This is a genomic window from Dyadobacter fermentans DSM 18053 (genome assembly GCF_000023125.1).
GTDB classification, from domain to species: Bacteria; Bacteroidota; Bacteroidia; order Cytophagales; family Spirosomataceae; genus Dyadobacter; species Dyadobacter fermentans.
Genome location: NC_013037.1, coordinates 1,489,459 through 1,505,068, shown reverse-complemented (window position 1 = coordinate 1,505,068; position 15,610 = coordinate 1,489,459). Strand labels below are relative to the sequence as shown.

18 protein-coding genes are annotated in these 15,610 nt (G+C 53.1%); 9 read left to right on the top strand and 9 right to left on the bottom strand.

Annotation, left to right across the window (positions count from 1 at the left end):
* Nucleotides 1-33 precede the first annotated feature (33 nt).
* Entirely contained in the window at nucleotides 34-1,035 is a 1,002-nt protein-coding gene (locus DFER_RS06300; protein ID WP_015810778.1) for a bestrophin family protein, read from the bottom strand.
* Between the two features lie 45 nt (nucleotides 1,036-1,080).
* Here DFER_RS06300 and DFER_RS06295 point away from each other — a divergent pair, with 45 nt between their 5' ends.
* From DFER_RS06295 to DFER_RS06270, 6 genes are all read left to right on the top strand, one after another.
* Entirely contained in the window at nucleotides 1,081-1,266 is a 186-nt protein-coding gene (locus tag DFER_RS06295) for a hypothetical protein (protein ID WP_041734772.1), read from the top strand.
* Nucleotides 1,267-2,325: a substrate-binding domain-containing protein gene (locus DFER_RS06290; RefSeq protein ID WP_015810777.1), complete on the top strand. Its 1,059-nt coding sequence runs from the start codon at nucleotides 1,267-1,269 to the stop codon at nucleotides 2,323-2,325.
* Nucleotides 2,326-2,427: 102 nt separating this feature from the next.
* A complete protein-coding gene (locus DFER_RS06285) occupies nucleotides 2,428-3,660 on the top strand; it encodes an Nramp family divalent metal transporter (RefSeq protein WP_229206192.1) in 1,233 nt (410 codons plus the stop codon).
* Nucleotide 3,661: 1 nt separating this feature from the next.
* Nucleotides 3,662-4,678 carry an NAD-dependent epimerase/dehydratase family protein gene (locus tag DFER_RS06280; protein WP_015810775.1) on the top strand — a complete coding sequence of 339 codons (1,017 nt, stop codon included), beginning with the start codon at nucleotides 3,662-3,664 and terminating at the stop codon, nucleotides 4,676-4,678.
* A gap of 53 nt (nucleotides 4,679-4,731) precedes the next feature.
* Nucleotides 4,732-5,793 carry a dihydrodipicolinate synthase family protein gene (locus DFER_RS06275; protein WP_015810774.1) on the top strand — a complete coding sequence of 354 codons (1,062 nt, stop codon included), beginning with the start codon at nucleotides 4,732-4,734 and terminating at the stop codon, nucleotides 5,791-5,793.
* Nucleotides 5,794-5,841: 48 nt separating this feature from the next.
* Nucleotides 5,842-7,248 carry a mandelate racemase/muconate lactonizing enzyme family protein gene (locus DFER_RS06270; protein WP_015810773.1) on the top strand — a complete coding sequence of 469 codons (1,407 nt, stop codon included), beginning with the start codon at nucleotides 5,842-5,844 and terminating at the stop codon, nucleotides 7,246-7,248.
* A 78-nt stretch (nucleotides 7,249-7,326) separates the two neighbouring features.
* Here DFER_RS06270 and DFER_RS06265 read toward each other — a convergent pair whose 3' ends face one another.
* The 4 genes from DFER_RS06265 to DFER_RS06250 form a co-directional block, all read right to left on the bottom strand.
* Nucleotides 7,327-7,809 carry a TlpA family protein disulfide reductase gene (locus DFER_RS06265; protein ID WP_015810772.1) on the bottom strand — a complete coding sequence of 161 codons (483 nt, stop codon included), beginning with the start codon at nucleotides 7,807-7,809 and terminating at the stop codon, nucleotides 7,327-7,329.
* A 46-nt stretch (nucleotides 7,810-7,855) separates the two neighbouring features.
* Nucleotides 7,856-8,380: a DinB family protein gene (locus DFER_RS06260; protein ID WP_015810771.1), complete on the bottom strand. Its 525-nt coding sequence runs from the start codon at nucleotides 8,378-8,380 to the stop codon at nucleotides 7,856-7,858.
* A gap of 105 nt (nucleotides 8,381-8,485) precedes the next feature.
* Nucleotides 8,486-8,866 (bottom strand): DoxX family protein, encoded by a 381-nt coding sequence (locus tag DFER_RS06255; RefSeq protein WP_041734771.1) that lies wholly within the window; start codon nucleotides 8,864-8,866, stop codon nucleotides 8,486-8,488.
* 133 nt (nucleotides 8,867-8,999) lie between these two features.
* Nucleotides 9,000-9,215: a hypothetical protein gene (locus DFER_RS06250; protein ID WP_015810769.1), complete on the bottom strand. Its 216-nt coding sequence runs from the start codon at nucleotides 9,213-9,215 to the stop codon at nucleotides 9,000-9,002.
* A gap of 324 nt (nucleotides 9,216-9,539) precedes the next feature.
* On the opposite strand from DFER_RS06250, the gene DFER_RS06245 reads away from it, so the two are divergent.
* The 3 genes from DFER_RS06245 to DFER_RS06235 are packed head-to-tail and all read left to right on the top strand — an operon-like array spanning nucleotide 9,540 to nucleotide 12,508.
* Complete coding sequence (locus DFER_RS06245; protein ID WP_015810768.1) at nucleotides 9,540-10,397, top strand: hypothetical protein; 858 nt, start codon at nucleotides 9,540-9,542, stop codon at nucleotides 10,395-10,397.
* Between the two features lie 3 nt (nucleotides 10,398-10,400).
* Complete coding sequence (locus DFER_RS06240; protein ID WP_015810767.1) at nucleotides 10,401-11,330, top strand: hypothetical protein; 930 nt, start codon at nucleotides 10,401-10,403, stop codon at nucleotides 11,328-11,330.
* Nucleotides 11,330-12,508 (top strand): adenylosuccinate synthetase, encoded by a 1,179-nt coding sequence (locus DFER_RS06235; protein WP_015810766.1) that lies wholly within the window; start codon nucleotides 11,330-11,332, stop codon nucleotides 12,506-12,508. Before DFER_RS06240 ends, DFER_RS06235 begins: the two co-directional genes overlap by 1 nt.
* 203 nt (nucleotides 12,509-12,711) lie before the next feature.
* Here DFER_RS06235 and DFER_RS06230 read toward each other — a convergent pair whose 3' ends face one another.
* The 4 genes from DFER_RS06230 to DFER_RS06215 are packed head-to-tail and all read right to left on the bottom strand — an operon-like array spanning nucleotide 12,712 to nucleotide 15,466.
* The gene (locus tag DFER_RS06230) at nucleotides 12,712-13,134 is read right to left on the bottom strand and encodes a secondary thiamine-phosphate synthase enzyme YjbQ (RefSeq protein ID WP_015810765.1); all 423 of its coding nucleotides are present in this window, start codon (nucleotides 13,132-13,134) and stop codon (nucleotides 12,712-12,714) included.
* A 51-nt stretch (nucleotides 13,135-13,185) separates the two neighbouring features.
* The gene (locus DFER_RS06225) at nucleotides 13,186-13,680 is read right to left on the bottom strand and encodes a DinB family protein (RefSeq protein ID WP_015810764.1); all 495 of its coding nucleotides are present in this window, start codon (nucleotides 13,678-13,680) and stop codon (nucleotides 13,186-13,188) included.
* A gap of 23 nt (nucleotides 13,681-13,703) precedes the next feature.
* Entirely contained in the window at nucleotides 13,704-14,090 is a 387-nt protein-coding gene (locus tag DFER_RS06220) for a VOC family protein (RefSeq protein ID WP_015810763.1), read from the bottom strand.
* 38 nt (nucleotides 14,091-14,128) lie between these two features.
* The gene (locus DFER_RS06215; protein WP_015810762.1) at nucleotides 14,129-15,466 is read right to left on the bottom strand and encodes an MFS transporter; all 1,338 of its coding nucleotides are present in this window, start codon (nucleotides 15,464-15,466) and stop codon (nucleotides 14,129-14,131) included.
* Nucleotides 15,467-15,610: the final 144 nt, after the last annotated feature.

Below are 15,610 nucleotides of genomic sequence, written 5' to 3'. Positions count from 1 at the left end.
TTGGGCGGTTCTGCAAGTGCCGGGTCATGCTGCTTAAAACAAAGTGCCCGAATAGGCGGTCAGTTTCTCGGGCAGATCGTCGTCTCCGAGCATTTCTTTGAGGTCTATTTCAATGTTGCGGATGATGGTACTCACGGGTGTATCGTTCAGGAGGCCTTCAAACGGATTTTCGCTGATATCGCCCACGTATTCCATAAACATAAACACCCATGACACGATCATATTAAATGGAATGAGCAGAAACATGAATTTTTCGCCCAGATCAAGGAACTGCGGCAGCAGCCCGAATGGCAGGAGCGTCATGAAAATGAAGATAAAAAGCGTGGAAGTCGTTGCGTACTGGCGCGGGAACGGCGTGTTCTTGATCCGTTCGCTTTTGCCCTGCTCATCGTACAGTTTCGAAACGAGGTCCTGCAATGCCACATGCTGATAGGCATCGAGCGAGCCCGCACGGCGCAGGTCGCGGATGTGCTGCGATTGCAGGTCGAGGATTTGCGTCGCCTGGTTCTTTTTGTCCTTGATCAGCGCCAGCTCCGATTCCGGCAGGTATTTGGCTATTTCAATGTCGCAGGGCACTTGTGCGCGCCGGAGGGCTCTGCGCTGGCGCTCGCTCGCGCGGTCCTTATGCTCCCAGTTGGTGCGCTGCGCCATCGAGTTTTTCAATGCATAAAGCCAGGCAATGTGTCTGTAAATGATGGTTCGGTTTTCAATGGCGGCGGAAATGGTGTCCGAATCCGGTGAGCAGGTGGTAAATGAGCGCACTGCTGCGCTGAACGACCGGCTGTGGTTCGTGATCGCACCCCAAACTTTGCGCGCTTCCCAGCTGCGGTCGTAGGACTGGTTGTTTTTGAAACCAACAAAAAATGCCGTGGCCGTACCCACCAGCGACACAGGCAGCCAGGGGATCGCCACCCATTTCCAGTCTAGATATTCATAAACAAAAATGGCGGTGGAACCTGTGAAGAGCGAAAACAGGACCATCCGCCATGAATAGTAGTAGACGATAATGGGAGATAGGAAACGGTTGATATACATAAAGCGCCTTTGAGTGAATGGAGTGATGGTTTTGAACCCCCTAAAATGCAAACAAATCGCATCATAGGCAATGCCCGCCGCGCCGCGCCGCCGGAAGAACGCTTGGAGGAAACGGGCGGTAACGACTATATTTACCCTTCGAACATAACCTTTAACCCGCTCCGCTGCCATGCGGCTGTCGGAATGTGTGCGCGAAAAGCAGGTTTACGCGCGGCCCAAACGAATCCCTGAATGGAAAAAGAGAACGAATTGTTCGGCGTGAAAGAGATCGCCAGGCGTGCCAATGTCTCCACCGCGACGGTCGACCGTGTGCTGCACAACCGGACCGGCGTTTCGGAAAAAACCAAGGCGAAGATCAATGCGATCATCAAGGAAATGGACTATCAGCCCAATATCCTGGCCAGCCGCCTGGCCTCGCGCAAGATCATCAGCCTCGCGGCGCTGATCCCCGACGTGTCGGAAGAAACGGATTTTTGGTCGGCCCCGCTGGCGGGTATCCGGCGTGCAGAGGCAGAAATGAAGCAGTATGGCGTGCAGGTGCAGGTTTTTTTGTTTGATTTGAATGATAAGGATTCATTTGCGGGCCAGATCCGCCATGTACTCGACGGCGGGTTTCATGGAATCCTGATCTCCCCCTCGTTTATCGGGGAAACCCAAAAGTTCGCATCCGAATGCAATCGCCGCAAGATTCCCTATGTGTTCATCGACTCCGACATTCCCGATCTCAACAGCCTCTCCTACATTGGCCCGCACCTGCGCAAGAGCGGATATGTAGGCGCCAAACTCCTCACTTACAGGCTCGAACCCGAGAAGAAAGTGCTGATCATCAACATTTCCAAGGAGGTTGATAATTTCAATTACCCCGAAATCGAGGACGGTTTCCGGGCCTATTTCAACGACAACAAGCAGCCGAACGAGATCGTACGCATTGATATTCGTGAAACCGATTACCAATCGGTAGCGCGGCACCTTACCTATGTGTTCCATTTAAATAAGGACATCGGCGCGGCATTCGTCACCAATTCGCGCGTGCACACCGTCGCGTCATTCCTGAAAAACAGCCACCGGACACACGTTTCGCTGATCGGCTACGATTTTGTAAAAGAGAATGTGGATTACCTGGAAAACAATGTGATCGATTTCCTGATCTGCCACCGCCCGGACGACCAGGGCTATCGGGGCATGATGGCACTTTACCAGACGCTCGTAGTGAATGCGCCCGTGACGCGGCAGAACTACATGCCGATCGACATCGTCACGAAGGAGAATTACGAGTTTTACCAGAATTAATTTCCTCAAAAATGGAAATTACAAATTCTTTTCTACCTTTACGGGCACGTGCCCGTAATTCATCATTCATTCATATTTCACTCAAAGCCAAACCCTTTTACATTGGAAAAATCGGAGAACAATCTGCTCAAATGGCTTAGGTCGCTCGGTCCCGGTATGATCACCGCGGCACTGGTTTTCGGGCCCAGTAAAATGACCATCACTTCCAAAATGGGTGCCATTTACGGCTACTCGCTGCTTTGGCTGGTGGTAGTGGCCATTTTCTTCATGGCGATATTCACCACCATGGCCACCCGCATCGGCGTTGCCACTGAGCAGTCGCTCCTTGCCACGGTGCGCCAGAAGTGGGGCAGGGGCGCGGCTGTTGCAATGGGCATCGGGGTTTTTCTGGTGGCTTCGTCGTTTCAGGCGGGTAATTCGGTGGGTGTGGGCATTGCGGCCGGTGAGCTGTTTCATACCTCGCCGGTACCGTGGATATTGTTTTTCAATGCGCTGGCGATTTGTCTGCTGTTTTTCAGGAGTTTCTATTCGGTGCTGGAAAAAACGATGATTTTCCTGATCGTGCTGATGCTCCTTTCGTTTATCACCACCCTGTTTTGGGCCAAACCCGATGCCGCCGAAATGGCGGGCGGGCTGGTAACCCCGGAGGTGCCGGAGGGCTCGCTGGGGCTGATTATCGCTTTCACGGCCTCCTGTTTTTCCATCGTGGGCGCGTTGTACCAGGCCTACCTGATCCAGGAGCGCATCCGCATTAACCCAGCCGTGCGCCACGGCCGGAACGACAGCATTACCGGCATCATCCTGCTCGGCGTCATGTGCCTGATCGTGATCGTGTGCGCCGCGGCAATTTTGAAACCCCAGGGCATTTCGGTCACTTCCGCGTCCGACATGGCCAAAGCCCTCGAACCGCTTTTTGGCAGCAATGCCTCGGCGTTTTTCCTGATCGGGCTTTTTGGAGCGGCGTTTTCGTCGGTCATCGGTAATGCGTCGGTGGGCGGCACGCTACTGGGCGATGCATTAGGCCTGGGCAGTAATTTTTCTTCCAAACAGGTCCGCTATCTGGTCGCGCTGGTGATGGTGATCGGCGCCTTTGTGGCCATTCGCTTTGGCAAACTACCCCTCGAACTCATCGTTTTCGCGCAGAGCGTCACCATTTTCGTCGTGCCGTTTATCGGGACGGTCATGTACCTGGTCGCCAACGACGCGAGTATTATGGGAGACAAGGTCAATAAACCTTTCGTGAAAGTTTTCGCAGGGCTCGGCTTGCTCATCATTTTCGCCCTGGCGCTTGTGAATGTCAAAGAATTATTTTTTAACAATCCGCTTTTTAAATAAAATGAACGGAATAGAATCAATTGAAGAACAATGGCTTAGTCCGTCCGAAGCGCTGGTCGAAGACATGAAGCGCATCGACGGCGATATTATGATCCTTGGCGCGGGCGGGAAAATCGGTCCGAGCATTGCCAGGCTCACCATGCAGGCCATCGAGCGTGCGGGGCTGGACAAGCGTGTAATCGCCGTGTCGCGTTTCAGCGAAGAGGGCCTGGTGGAGGAACTGAATGCAGAGGGGATCGAGACGATTGTTGCCAACATTCTCGATGACACGCAGTTGCAGGATTTACCGGAAGTGGAAAACGTGCTCTACCTGGCCGGACAGAAGTTCGGCACGGCGGGCAACGAGCCGTACACATGGGCGATGAACACCTATTTACCCGGGCGCGTGGCCGAAAAATTCCGTAAATCGCGCATTGTCGTGTATTCTACCGGTAATGTGTACCCATTCACGCCCGTAGGTGCAGGCGGCGCGACGGAAGACATGCGCGCCGACCCGGTGGGCGAATACGGGCAATCGTGCCTCGGAAGAGAGCGGATGTTCCAGTATTTCTCCTCGGTTTACGGCACGCCGATCCTCCTGTACCGGCTGAATTATGCCATTGATTTCAAATATGGCGTATTACTCGAAGTAGCCAAATCGGTGCTGAACGGCAAGCCGCTGGACATCACGATGGGCCATGTAAACGTGATCTGGCAGGGCGACGCCAACGAAATGGCGATCCGCTCGCTGCTGCATTGCGAATCACCCTCAAAAATCCTGAACATTACGGGCCCTGAGACGGTTTCGCTGCGCTGGCTGGCGATGGAGTTCGGACGTATATTCAATATCGAACCGCAGCTTGTCGGAGAAGAACAATCCACCGCGCTGCTGAGCAATGCGGCCGAATCGTTCCGGCTGTTCGGTTATCCGCGCACTACTTTGAAGCAAATGATCGAAATCACAGCGCAATGGCTGCTGGAAGGCGGCAAGACCATTAATAAGCCTACGCATTTTCAGGAACGGAAGGGGCAGTTCTAGGGTAGGAAGGAGTTAATTGTGTATGGGTTTAGTGTTCAATTAGTTATGTTAATATGTTGAAGGAAGATATAAAAAAGCTGCTATTTGACGGAACGGTGATTCCGGCACATCCGTTGGCACTGACGCGCGAGTTGCAGCTGGATGAGCACAAGCAGCGCGGATTGACGCGCTATTACATGGCCAGCGGCGCCGGGGGCGTGGCTGTGGGCGTGCATACAACCCAGTTCGAAATCCGTGACCCGGAAGTCGGCTTGTATGAAAAAGTATTGGAAATCGCGGCGGAGGAGATTGGGACGGCGGCATTGGAGCGGCCGTTTATCAAAGTGGCGGGCATTTGCGGTTTGACGGATCAGGCTTTGAATGAGGCCCGTATTGCGGTCAAACACGGATACGACCTCGGTTTGGTGAGTATGGCCGCATTCAAAGCGCAGTCGGAGGCAGAGATCATTGCGCACGTGACAAAAGTGGCGCAGGTAATCCCGGTGTTCGGGTTCTACTTGCAGGCTGCCATCGGCGGGCGCGTGTACAGTTACGATTTCTGGCAGCAGTTTGCGGAAATACCGAATGTGTATGCCATTAAAGTGGCCGCATTTAACCGCTACCAGACGCTCGACGTCGTGCGTGCGGTAGCGCATTCGGGCCGCCGCGACGAGATTGCCCTTTACACCGGCAACGACGATAATATCGTGGCCGACCTGCTCACGCCGTACCGCTTTGAAATACAGGGTCAAACCATCGAAAAGCGCTTCGTCGGCGGCCTGCTCGGGCATTGGGCAGTTTGGACCGAAAGGGCCGTGGCATTGTTCCGGAATATCAAACAAACCCTTGCTACCGGCAACCCGGACATGGACTCGATGCTCAGTACAAACATCGCCGTCACCGATATGAACGCCGCCATTTTCGACCCCGCCCATGCATTTCATGGCTGCATTACCGGCGTGCACGAGGTGCTCCGCCGCCAGGGATTAATGGAAGGAATCTGGACGCTGAACCCGAACGAGACACTCTCTCCCGGTCAGTATGAGGAGATTACGAGGGTGATAGAGGCTTATCCGCATTTGGTGGATGATGCATTTGTGGCCCGGTTTCTGGAAAAAGAGGTGAATGCGATCTGATCTGTTTTTTAAGTATTTTTGAAGCTCCTGAAACACATTTCCTAAACCATGACCTTCGAAAATCCTGATCATTTCTCCCGCCGGGAATTTGCACGCCGCGCCGGCATACTGGCTGCCGCCGGCATTCTCGCGCCCGAAAATCCTGTTCCTAACCCATCGCCGCAGCCGCCCGTGAAAAAGATCACTATCAAGAACGTAAGCTCCAATTTTGAAAGGGAGCCGCTGAATCCTTATCGTTTTAAAGGCAGCGCCATTACCGACAGCTGGCAGGCCATTGCCATGCTGGAATCCGGGTCGGGGCTCCGAAAGGTTGGGCTGGGGACGCAGGGCGTGTTGTGGTCGGATTCGAAGGTATTCGCCGCACATTCCGAAAGCGCTGGTAATGCATTGATGTATGCGATGAGCGAACAGGCGTTACAGATGATCAAAGGGACGACGTTCCAGGACCCTGTGCAGCTGCTGGACGACATTTTGCCGGAAGTACTCGCCTATGGCAAGAAGATTACCGGCAATGCCGATCTGCGCAAAACATTCGCTTTGAATGCCCTTGTGTGCGTCGACAATGCTGCTTGGTTGCTCTATGCGCAGGAAAACGGCATGGTGCAATTTGACGAAATGATCCCCGCCGCTTACCGGCCCGGACTTTCCTACCGCCATGAGAAGGTCGCGAGCATTCCGTCGTTTGCAGTGGGCACGACGGCCGAGCGCATCCGGCAAGCCGCGGACGAAGGATATTTTATATTGAAACTCAAAACAGGCGCGGCCGGCACGCAGCAGGAAATGATCGAAAAGGACATTGCTTTTCTGACGGCCGTTCATAAGGCGATCGGGCATTACGAAACGCCTTACACGCAAAATGGGAAGATCCCTTACTATTTCGATGCCAATGGCCGCTACGAAAAGAAAGAAACCCTGCTGCGCTTCCTCGATCATGCGAAAAAGATCGGCGCGTTCGATCAGATTGCGGTGATCGAGGAGCCTTTCGAGGAAAGTAACGAAGCCTTCGTAGGCGACCTGGGCGTGCGCGTGGCCGCGGACGAAAGTGCGCACACGGTCGAGGACGCTGCCCATCGCATTGAGCTCGGTTATTCGGCCATTGCCGTGAAGGCCATTGCCAAAACGCTGAGTATGACCATGAAAATCACACAGCTGGCTTACGAAAAAAAGGTGCCTTGCTTCTGTGCGGACCTGACCGTGAACCCGATTCTCGTGGATTGGAATAAAAACGTGGCCGCTCGCTTGCAGCCGTTCCCTGGCATGTCGGTAGGTTTGCAGGAAACGAACGGTCATCAGTATTACAAAAATTGGGATAAACTCATGACTTTCCATCCGATGGCGGACGGAAGCTGGACGAAAACGCAGAAGGGCGTTTACCTCACCGATCAGTCATTTTACAGCAAAAGCGGTGGTATTCTGGCTCCATCGCCGCATTATGAGGCATTATTCAATGCCTGATAACCTTAAAAACACGACTGCCGGGCAGCATTACTGTCCGGCAGTCGTGTTTTTAAGGTACGGCAAGTTTGGCGGCCGTCAGATTTGCTTCATGGCCTTAAAAATCTCCGAATGAGGCTGCTCGCCTTCAAATGTCCGCACGAGATTACCCTTTTTATCATAAATGGCGATGTAAGGAAATGAGCGGATCTGGTAGTAGCGCTGCACAAGGTAGGAGGTCCCTTCGGTGCCGACCTTGAAATTGGGATAGGTGCCGAGGCTGTGCTGGCTCACGAACGGCTTCAACATGTCCATGGATTGAAAAGTGACCATAACCACCTGCTTGTTGGCGACTACGCTGTAATTTTTGAGCAGGTCTTTCGTGAAATCCTGGCAATGCTCACAATCCGGCGAAAAGTAAATGAGCACCACCGGCCCGGCCGCGAGCTGCGACGAGGTGTATTGCTGCCCGTTCACAAGCCTGATCTGAAACGGCGCTATTTTTTTAGTGCCGGCGGCCGTTTGGGCAAAGCCATTCGAGGCGGCCAGCAGCAGAAACAAGAAGAATAACTTACGGAACATAGAACCTGGGATGTAAAATGAAGCCGCAAGTTATCAAATCTTTGACCTACAATGCTTCCTCCTGTGCGGTAACTTTTTCGAAAATATTACGCAGCTGCCGCGTGTGCCGGATCGAATGACAGAGCACAAATTGCAGCCATTCCCAACGCGTGAGCAAGGCGATTTGCGGAAATTCGAAATCCGTGCAGGTGAGCGACAGATCCTCTTCGGCGGCAATGCGGCGGATCTCCGCACGCTCGGCCGTGAACGCTTCCAGCAATTCCTGCTGGTTATGCGGGCCGTCCGACGGTATTATGAACTCAGGCGCCTCATATTTTGCCGAAAAATCCAGGAATATCGATTCGATCACCGGCACATACTGGCCCACGGGCCGCTGCGTTTCGGTGGTGGAGCCCAGCAACGTTTCGGGAATGCCGGATTCGGCCATGAGAATGTGCTCGGCCACCTGTCCGGCTGTCCAGCTGCCTTCAAATGGCACCACATTTACCTGCGCGGGCTGAAAAGCCGCAAGCAGGGTGCTGAAATCCCGTTCGGTTTGGTCAAGGGCGTCCAGAAGTTGGGTTCTGTCCATGGCTTCGGCTGTTGGGGTGGTCGGTTGGTTTGTTGGAAATGTTGTCATGGTGATTGATGGTTTTAGTAGCTGATAAAGTTTGTGATAATTAAAATGCACCGGTTGCTAAGCGGTGGCGAATGTTTGTCGTTGCAGTTTGTGGTAATAGATGTAAGAAGTGAACAGCATCGCAAAGCCGATGATGAAGCCGGCCCACATTTCGGGACCGTCGCCGAACGCGATGTGAGAGTAAAAAGCCCCGAACAAATCGTAAAAAATGCCGGCGTAGGCCCATTCCTTCAATCTCGGATAGCCCGGAACCAGGATGGCAATGAGGCCCAGAATCTTAGCTACGCCCACAAACGGTACGATGTAAGCCGGGTACCCGATGCGTGTTACATGCTCGACTGCTTCCGGCGCCGAAATAGCGTCGTACACGGAGCCGATGCCGAGCATGGCCGCCAGCAGGCCTGTCACAACCCAGAAGATCATCCTTGTTTTTTTCATTGTTGATATAGTTTAGAGGTTAGAATGGAATGCAATTGACATTGAACGTAATATTATATACGTTGCAAAGGGGTGTATGCTATCAGTCCGACAGCCGTTTCTGTACGGTCTGAAATGCTTTTTCACGCTTTCACTAATGAGCACTTAGCTGTAACTCCTCCCGGTAAACCTCCTCTGCCGAATCTTCTTCCAGCACTGCGGCCTGGTAACCAAAGCTTTCCAGCAATGCGATGATGCCCGGACTGTACACCGGCTGCTCATCCGTGGCGACGCGTAATATCTTGTCGCAATCTTCGAGATCAAAGCTGGCCCGGCAGCCTGCGAACGTGAGACCGATGAGGTCTGTCAATAATTTTGCTGACTTTGCTTCCTGACATCCGTTTTAAATACTTCTACCATTTGCTTTCGACTTGTAGTTGTGTGTTGTTAACGCGCTGCCCGACATGGATTCCGATGTTACAAACTAAGTGGGTTTGAACAACAATTACGGATGTGATTTGCGACATTATCAGGGGGGGATTGTGACAAATGGTGTGCCTGGCTTGGGCTGCGCTCCCGGCTGATAATCTGTAATGCCCGGCTGCTCAATCGTTCGGTCTGAATGGGCTCGTAACCAATATCTTGGTTTTGAACGGCCGCCGATCGGCCAGTCGCAAATCACAACACATTCACAATGACAGAAGGCGAGATGATCGACCAGGTAATGCACGCTACGCATTTCAATGCGTTGAAGCCGCAGGATGGTTCGGTTTTGACCTATCGGGATATACTCAAAGCGATTCATCCCGACAAATGCAGGCATCCGGGGGCCAAGGAAGCGACCAATCGCTTGCTGACGCTCTACCGGCATTTCAATAACGGTGCCGCATTCACCGACGACTCGGGCGAGTGTCTGACGAACGATTTCTGGGTCCATTACCGCGGTGAGGAGCAGATAGTGGCCTATGCAAGGCAAAAACAGCAGGCGATTGCAACCGGTGCCACCGAGCACCTCAAAAGGTACATGCCCTACACCTGGAATTCCGATACCCGTTTGGTACATCAAAAGCGCGCTATACCGCTCGTGAACCTTACATTGCCACAGGAACATGTGAACTGGGTAGTGTCGCGCCTCCTTGAATTTTGTATGCTGCTGCACCGCCATGCCGGGCAGGCGCATCTGGGCCTTACGCCTGCGCATATTATGCTCGTGCCCGAGACACACGGCATTGCCGTTGCCGGATTTTACCACATTACTGCATTAGGCAGCCGCGCAACGACCATCTCCGCCGGCTACCGCAACTGGTATCCTGTAAGTCTTTTGCGTGATAAAATCGCCTCGGAGAATGCGGATCTCGAAATGGTGAAGCGCATTGGCGCTTACCTGCTCGGCGACCGGTCGGGACTGGGTACTGCGCTGAGAAAGACCCATCACCGCGCATTTGTCGACTTCCTGCTCAGTTCCGACGACGATTCGCTGGCTTGCTATGAGAAATACCGGGCATTGCTCAAAAATAACTTTCCATCCCAATTTATCCATTTAAATATCTGAACCATGGGCTATTCATCTTGGAGCGACGACGCTTATGACAGCGTAAGCCGCGCACGCAAAACGCGGTCGATCGACGACAATTTTACGCAAAACAAACTCGGCGTGATCCACCCCGATCTGTCGCCCGACCATGTCGACGTCCGGGAATCCCGCGACTCGGACCTGCATCCGAACTCGGTGCCGATCATCGTGGCGCTGGATGTAACCGGATCAATGGGAGCTATTCCGGAGAACCTGATCAAAAACAAACTGGGCGCATTGATGAGCACGCTCATCAGCAACGGCATCCTCGACCCGCAGATTATGTTTATGGCCATCGGGGACCATATTTCGGACGATTATCCCCTGCAAGTCGGCCAGTTCGAATCCGGCACAATGGAGCTGGACAACTGCCTTTCGAAAATCTTCATCGAGCGCGGCGGCGGGGGACAAAACCGTGAGAGCTACCCGCTGGCTTGGTATTTCGCCGCGCGGCACACTTCGATTGATTCATTTGAGAAGCGGCAGGAAAAAGGCTTCCTGTTTACGATCGGCGACGAGGGTTTTCATGATCATATGGCCGCGGATTTTTTACAATCCAAATGCGGCTACAAAGGTCGCGAGCCGCTGGCTGCATCGTCGCTGCTGAATGAGGCCGGGCGGTCCTATTACGTGTTTCATATTCATGCCAACGAAGCGAGCTATCACAACGACCATTTTGTATTCTCTCAATGGAAAGCGCTGCTGGGTGAACGTTTTCTTGTGCTCGAAGATCAAAACAATATCGCTGAACTCATCGCCACCACGGTGGCGCTGGTGAAGGGCGTGAGCCCGGATGCGGCTATGAGCGGTTTCGACGCCAAAACCCGGCTGTCGGTTTCCAATGCGCTCGTGTCGGTAAAAGATTCGCTGGTTCGTCGCGATCACGGTGTTTCCGGTATCATCGCGCTGTGATGCGGACTGCCCATATCGTGCTTGGAATGGGTTATGGCGATGAAGGAAAGGGCGTATTCTCCGATTATCTCGCCGCGACGCTGCACCGGCCCGTCGTGATCCGCTTCAATGGCGGACATCAATGCGGCCACACGGTGCTCCACCCGGGCGGGCACCGGCACGTATTTTCCAACTTCGGCGCAGGCTCATTCCGCGCCGCGCCCACGTTCATTTCCCCGTTTTGTACCATTGATCCGACGGGGATTGTGAGGGAATTCAGGGCATTGCAGCGCTTAGGGACGACTCCGGTGTTATATATTGACCCACTGGCGATGGTAACAACGCCGTTTGATAAATTTTACAACATCAACGACCGTGCTAACCTCGCTCACGGCACGGTAGGCGTGGGCTTCGGCGCAACGGTGGAACGCAACCAGGGCCCTTATAAACTTTACGCCCGCGACTTGTTCCATCCCGGCATTTTCACGCGCAAACTGGATGCCGTGCGCGATTATTACCGCAACCGGATGAAAGCCCGCGGATTGGAATGCTGCCTCGAAGCGCTGGAACTGGAAATCATGCGTGTAGACCAGTTTCTGCTGGATGTGAAGCAGGCCCGTGACGTTGTCAGGTTGCTACCGGAAGCACAGCTGTTTGGAATGGGTTTTGAAAACTGCATTTTCGAGGGCGGACAGGGCATTTTACTGGATATGGATTGCGGGATGTTTCCCCATGTAACCCGCTCGAATACCACCAGCAAAAATGCATTCGAAATGCTCCGCCGCAACGACCAGCGGGCGGACACGACGGTGCATTACCTCACAAGAGCCTACCAAACCCGCCACGGAAATGGCTGGATGTCAACCGAAAATCATCCGGTGGCGCTGCTTAACAATGAGCAGGAAACCAATGGGCCCGGCGGCCATCAGGGAGAATTCAGGACGGGCATTCTGGACAGGGATATGCTAAAGTATGCGCTGGACTGCGATTCCATTTTTTGCGAAGGCCGCCATTCCCAAAGCGTGAAAAAGCAAATGGTCGTTTCGTGCCTTGATCAGCTGACCAACTACCAATATCTTTCCGACGAGGTCGTCGAAACGGCTCCGGATTTGGACTCGTTTCTGCAACAGGTTTCGCTTTGTGACCATTTGATGATCAATGATAGTCCGGCGTCGAAGACTGTAAGGCGTTGGTGGTGAGTTAAATTGTGATGGTGAGTCGCTGGATGTCCGGGATTTCAAGGCTTTACATTGCACCAGGCTGTGTTGTGGAAAAATAGTATTGCGAGAGGAACGCAAGAATTGACGGTTTAAGAACTTATGTATAATACTTTTAATATTAATCATACATAAATAGTGCGCAATACTTGGGATATGTTTAATTAGGTGGCGACAGAAATGCCTTAAATACCCCACGCGGTAATCATCAAACTCCTCGGCCCGCCGTAGTCGCGGTGCTCGCAGAGGTAAATGCCCTGCCAGGTTCCGAGCGCCAGGCGGCCGTTGCGAACCGGTATCATTACCGAGCATCCGAGCAGGGACGATTTCAGGTGAGCAGGCATGTCGTCCGAGCCCTCGTAGTCGTGCCGGTAATCCGGGTCGTTTTCGGGGACGGACTTGTTGAAGTACATTTCAAAATCCATGCGGACGGTGGGATCTGCATTCTCGTTAATCGTCAGCGAAGCCGAAGTGTGCTGGATAAATACCTGGCACATTCCGGCTTTAATTTCGCTGATCGATGGTAATGCATGCAGGATTTCGCCGGTAATCAGGTGAAAGCCGCGGCTTCTCGCTTTGAGCTGAATGCCTTGCTGGAACATTTTCATAACAGTGCCGTAACGGTAGTGGGCCTGCAAGAAAACACAATTCCGGCGATTTTACATATATCGCATGCCCGGATAGCCCAGTAACCTGCGCCAGAGCGCGATTTGACCGATGATATTCGCTTCGCGGTAAATGGAGAATGTGATCAGCTCGTACAGCGACATCGAGAAATCGGGCCCCATCTCGATCCGCCTTTCCAGTTCCTCGTCGCTGATGTTGCTCAGCGCGTCTCTCAGGAGCGGCGTAATTTTGTCCCAATCTTCCTGGTATGACGAAATCGACGGGTATTTCGCATCGTCCTGAATGCCCTTGAAGTCTTTGAAAAGCTCGTCGGCCTGCTGATGTTCGTTCCGGCCCAGCTGCCGCGCAAGGTTGAAACGCTGTTCTACCAGCGCGCCGGCCAGCCATCCGATGTGGTTGGCCTTGGTATCGAGGCGTTTTTGAACGTCTTCCTCGCTGATGTTCTCCGTCACAAATGCGAAAAACGGTGTTTGCAGATCGTAGAGGCCGATAATGCCGTACATTCTGCTGCTTTTGACATTTTCCATAAGGTAGTTGAAGGTTAGGATGATCAGTTTTCCACCTGAACGACCGACAGGATGTTGCCTGCGGGGTCGGTGAACCAGGCAATGGTGGGGCCATTGCCGCGCATGATATTGTCGTCGTCGGTTTTCAGGCCGGGGAAGTCGTAGCTTTCAAATTGTACTCCTTTGGATTTGAGCGCTTTTACAGTTTCTTCCACATTGTCGACGGGAAAGTTGAGCACCGTAAATGTCGCCGGCTGGTGATTGGGTTTTTCATACAAAATCACATCATGGCCTCCGTGGATTTTCAAATGGAGCACCGGCATTTCATTTTGCTGCGAAACCTCGATCCCGAGTATTTCACCATAGAATTTTTCAGCCTTTTTGAGGTCGTCGACCGAGTAGCCGCTGAATGCCTTGGTTTGTCCTAACATAGTGGTTGTGTTTAGTTGGATTAATAATGAAGACCTTTTCAGGCCTGCTCCTGCACGGGTACGCTATCGGTGTCGTACTCCGGCGAAGGCTTTTTGTAGATCAGCGACAGCCTTTTGTAAGCGGCCGACTGCATGGCTACGAGTGTGACGATCAATCCCAGGATGCCCGTGACGATAAAGAGCAGCGCCAGTCCGCGGGCTGTACCGATGCCGAACCAGTCGCCAATGAGCCGCACGCCGGCGCCGGTGGTCATAAAAGGAATAAATATGAACTTGGCAATGGGACCTATCAGAAATGCAGTAATGGGCGAAGCGGCCTGTTCAATGCTTTGTGCAAATCCAAAGACACGGCCTTGCCGCTCGGGTGGGATGACTTTCTGTAAAATGGTTTGCTCGGTAGCTTCTACGACGGGTATGAGGCAAAGGTACACGAACATACCGACGCCGAGCAGGATAATCGATGCCTGGATCGGGAAGACGATGCAGATCGCCCACATGATAATATTGGCCACGAAGAGGGTTTTCAACGGCATCTTGCCCAGCCCGCGTTTCGCAACGACCAATCCGCCGACGATAAACCCAAGGCTCAGAATGCCCCAAAGTATGCCCCACGCCTGCACCGACACGAGCGAAAGTCCGTAGGCGTCCATCAGCGACATAAATACACCGCCCAGGAAGTTGTTGAATGTATTGAAAAAAATCAACCCGAAAAGGCCCGGCACCATGCCCACGGCGGCAATAGTGCCGCGAATGTCGATATGCTCGGTACCCGAATCGGTATGGACGATTTCTTTCTCCGGGATGTCGATCGTAAGCAGGTGAATGAGCACCAGCACGCTAAGTGCGACCGCCAGCACCATCATCCACAGCACACCCAGATAGCCGATCACCAGACCGCTGAAAATGGACGCGACGAGGAACGAAACGCCATTCGCTGTTCCGACCATCCCATTGGCCTTGTCACGGTGATCTTCTTCGATGAGGATCGTCACGACGGTCGATAGTGCGATGGTGCGGATATTTCCGGTAATGGCCCCAAACAGGCAGAGTGTAATAAAAAGCCACAGGTTAATGCTCGAATCGTCCTTGAAAACAGCTTCGGGCGTGGTGACGTAGATGATGAGTGCGACAATGTAGAGCGCCAGTGTGATCGTGGCTGAGATCGTCATAGATGTTTTCTTCCGGTAACGGTCCACTATTGAACCCAGGAAAAAGCCGGAAACCGCCACCGTTGCCAGATAAACGCCTGCCATCACGGAAGTAGCGAGCACGCTTTTGGTTTCGAGATACACCCAGAACGTGACGGCGAACCAGACAAATGTATTGGTGAGCGCGGCCGCGAGCGAGTTGGCGAGGACCGCATAAAAGGTTTTCATAACGATGTGTTTAACTACCGGATTGTCACCGGCTTGTGAAGTGTTGTTACAAAAATACGGCCAGCCCGGCACTTTCCCGGGGTGAGGATGAGACAAAATGCAGGTGTGATTGTGCCAAACGGCGCCTGCCGGAAGAGCAGCGAA

Excerpts from the sequence above, each read along its gene's own strand:
- DFER_RS06300 (WP_015810778.1), bottom strand. The coding sequence starts at position 1,035 with ATGTATATCAACCGTTTCCTATCTCCCATTATCGTCTACTACTATTCA.
- DFER_RS06295 (WP_041734772.1), top strand. The coding sequence starts at position 1,081 with ATGCAAACAAATCGCATCATAGGCAATGCCCGCCGCGCCGCGCCGCCG.
- DFER_RS06290 (WP_015810777.1), top strand. The coding sequence starts at position 1,267 with ATGGAAAAAGAGAACGAATTGTTCGGCGTGAAAGAGATCGCCAGGCGT.
- DFER_RS06280 (WP_015810775.1), top strand. The coding sequence starts at position 3,662 with ATGAACGGAATAGAATCAATTGAAGAACAATGGCTTAGTCCGTCCGAA.
- DFER_RS06275 (WP_015810774.1), top strand. The coding sequence starts at position 4,732 with ATGTTGAAGGAAGATATAAAAAAGCTGCTATTTGACGGAACGGTGATT.
- DFER_RS06270 (WP_015810773.1), top strand. The coding sequence starts at position 5,842 with ATGACCTTCGAAAATCCTGATCATTTCTCCCGCCGGGAATTTGCACGC.
- DFER_RS06265 (WP_015810772.1), bottom strand. The coding sequence starts at position 7,809 with ATGTTCCGTAAGTTATTCTTCTTGTTTCTGCTGCTGGCCGCCTCGAAT.
- DFER_RS06260 (WP_015810771.1), bottom strand. The coding sequence starts at position 8,380 with ATGGACAGAACCCAACTTCTGGACGCCCTTGACCAAACCGAACGGGAT.
- DFER_RS06255 (WP_041734771.1), bottom strand. The coding sequence starts at position 8,866 with ATGAAAAAAACAAGGATGATCTTCTGGGTTGTGACAGGCCTGCTGGCG.
- DFER_RS06245 (WP_015810768.1), top strand. The coding sequence starts at position 9,540 with ATGACAGAAGGCGAGATGATCGACCAGGTAATGCACGCTACGCATTTC.
- DFER_RS06240 (WP_015810767.1), top strand. The coding sequence starts at position 10,401 with ATGGGCTATTCATCTTGGAGCGACGACGCTTATGACAGCGTAAGCCGC.
- DFER_RS06235 (WP_015810766.1), top strand. The coding sequence starts at position 11,330 with ATGCGGACTGCCCATATCGTGCTTGGAATGGGTTATGGCGATGAAGGA.
- DFER_RS06230 (WP_015810765.1), bottom strand. The coding sequence starts at position 13,134 with ATGAAAATGTTCCAGCAAGGCATTCAGCTCAAAGCGAGAAGCCGCGGC.
- DFER_RS06225 (WP_015810764.1), bottom strand. The coding sequence starts at position 13,680 with ATGGAAAATGTCAAAAGCAGCAGAATGTACGGCATTATCGGCCTCTAC.
- DFER_RS06220 (WP_015810763.1), bottom strand. The coding sequence starts at position 14,090 with ATGTTAGGACAAACCAAGGCATTCAGCGGCTACTCGGTCGACGACCTC.
- DFER_RS06215 (WP_015810762.1), bottom strand. The coding sequence starts at position 15,466 with ATGAAAACCTTTTATGCGGTCCTCGCCAACTCGCTCGCGGCCGCGCTC.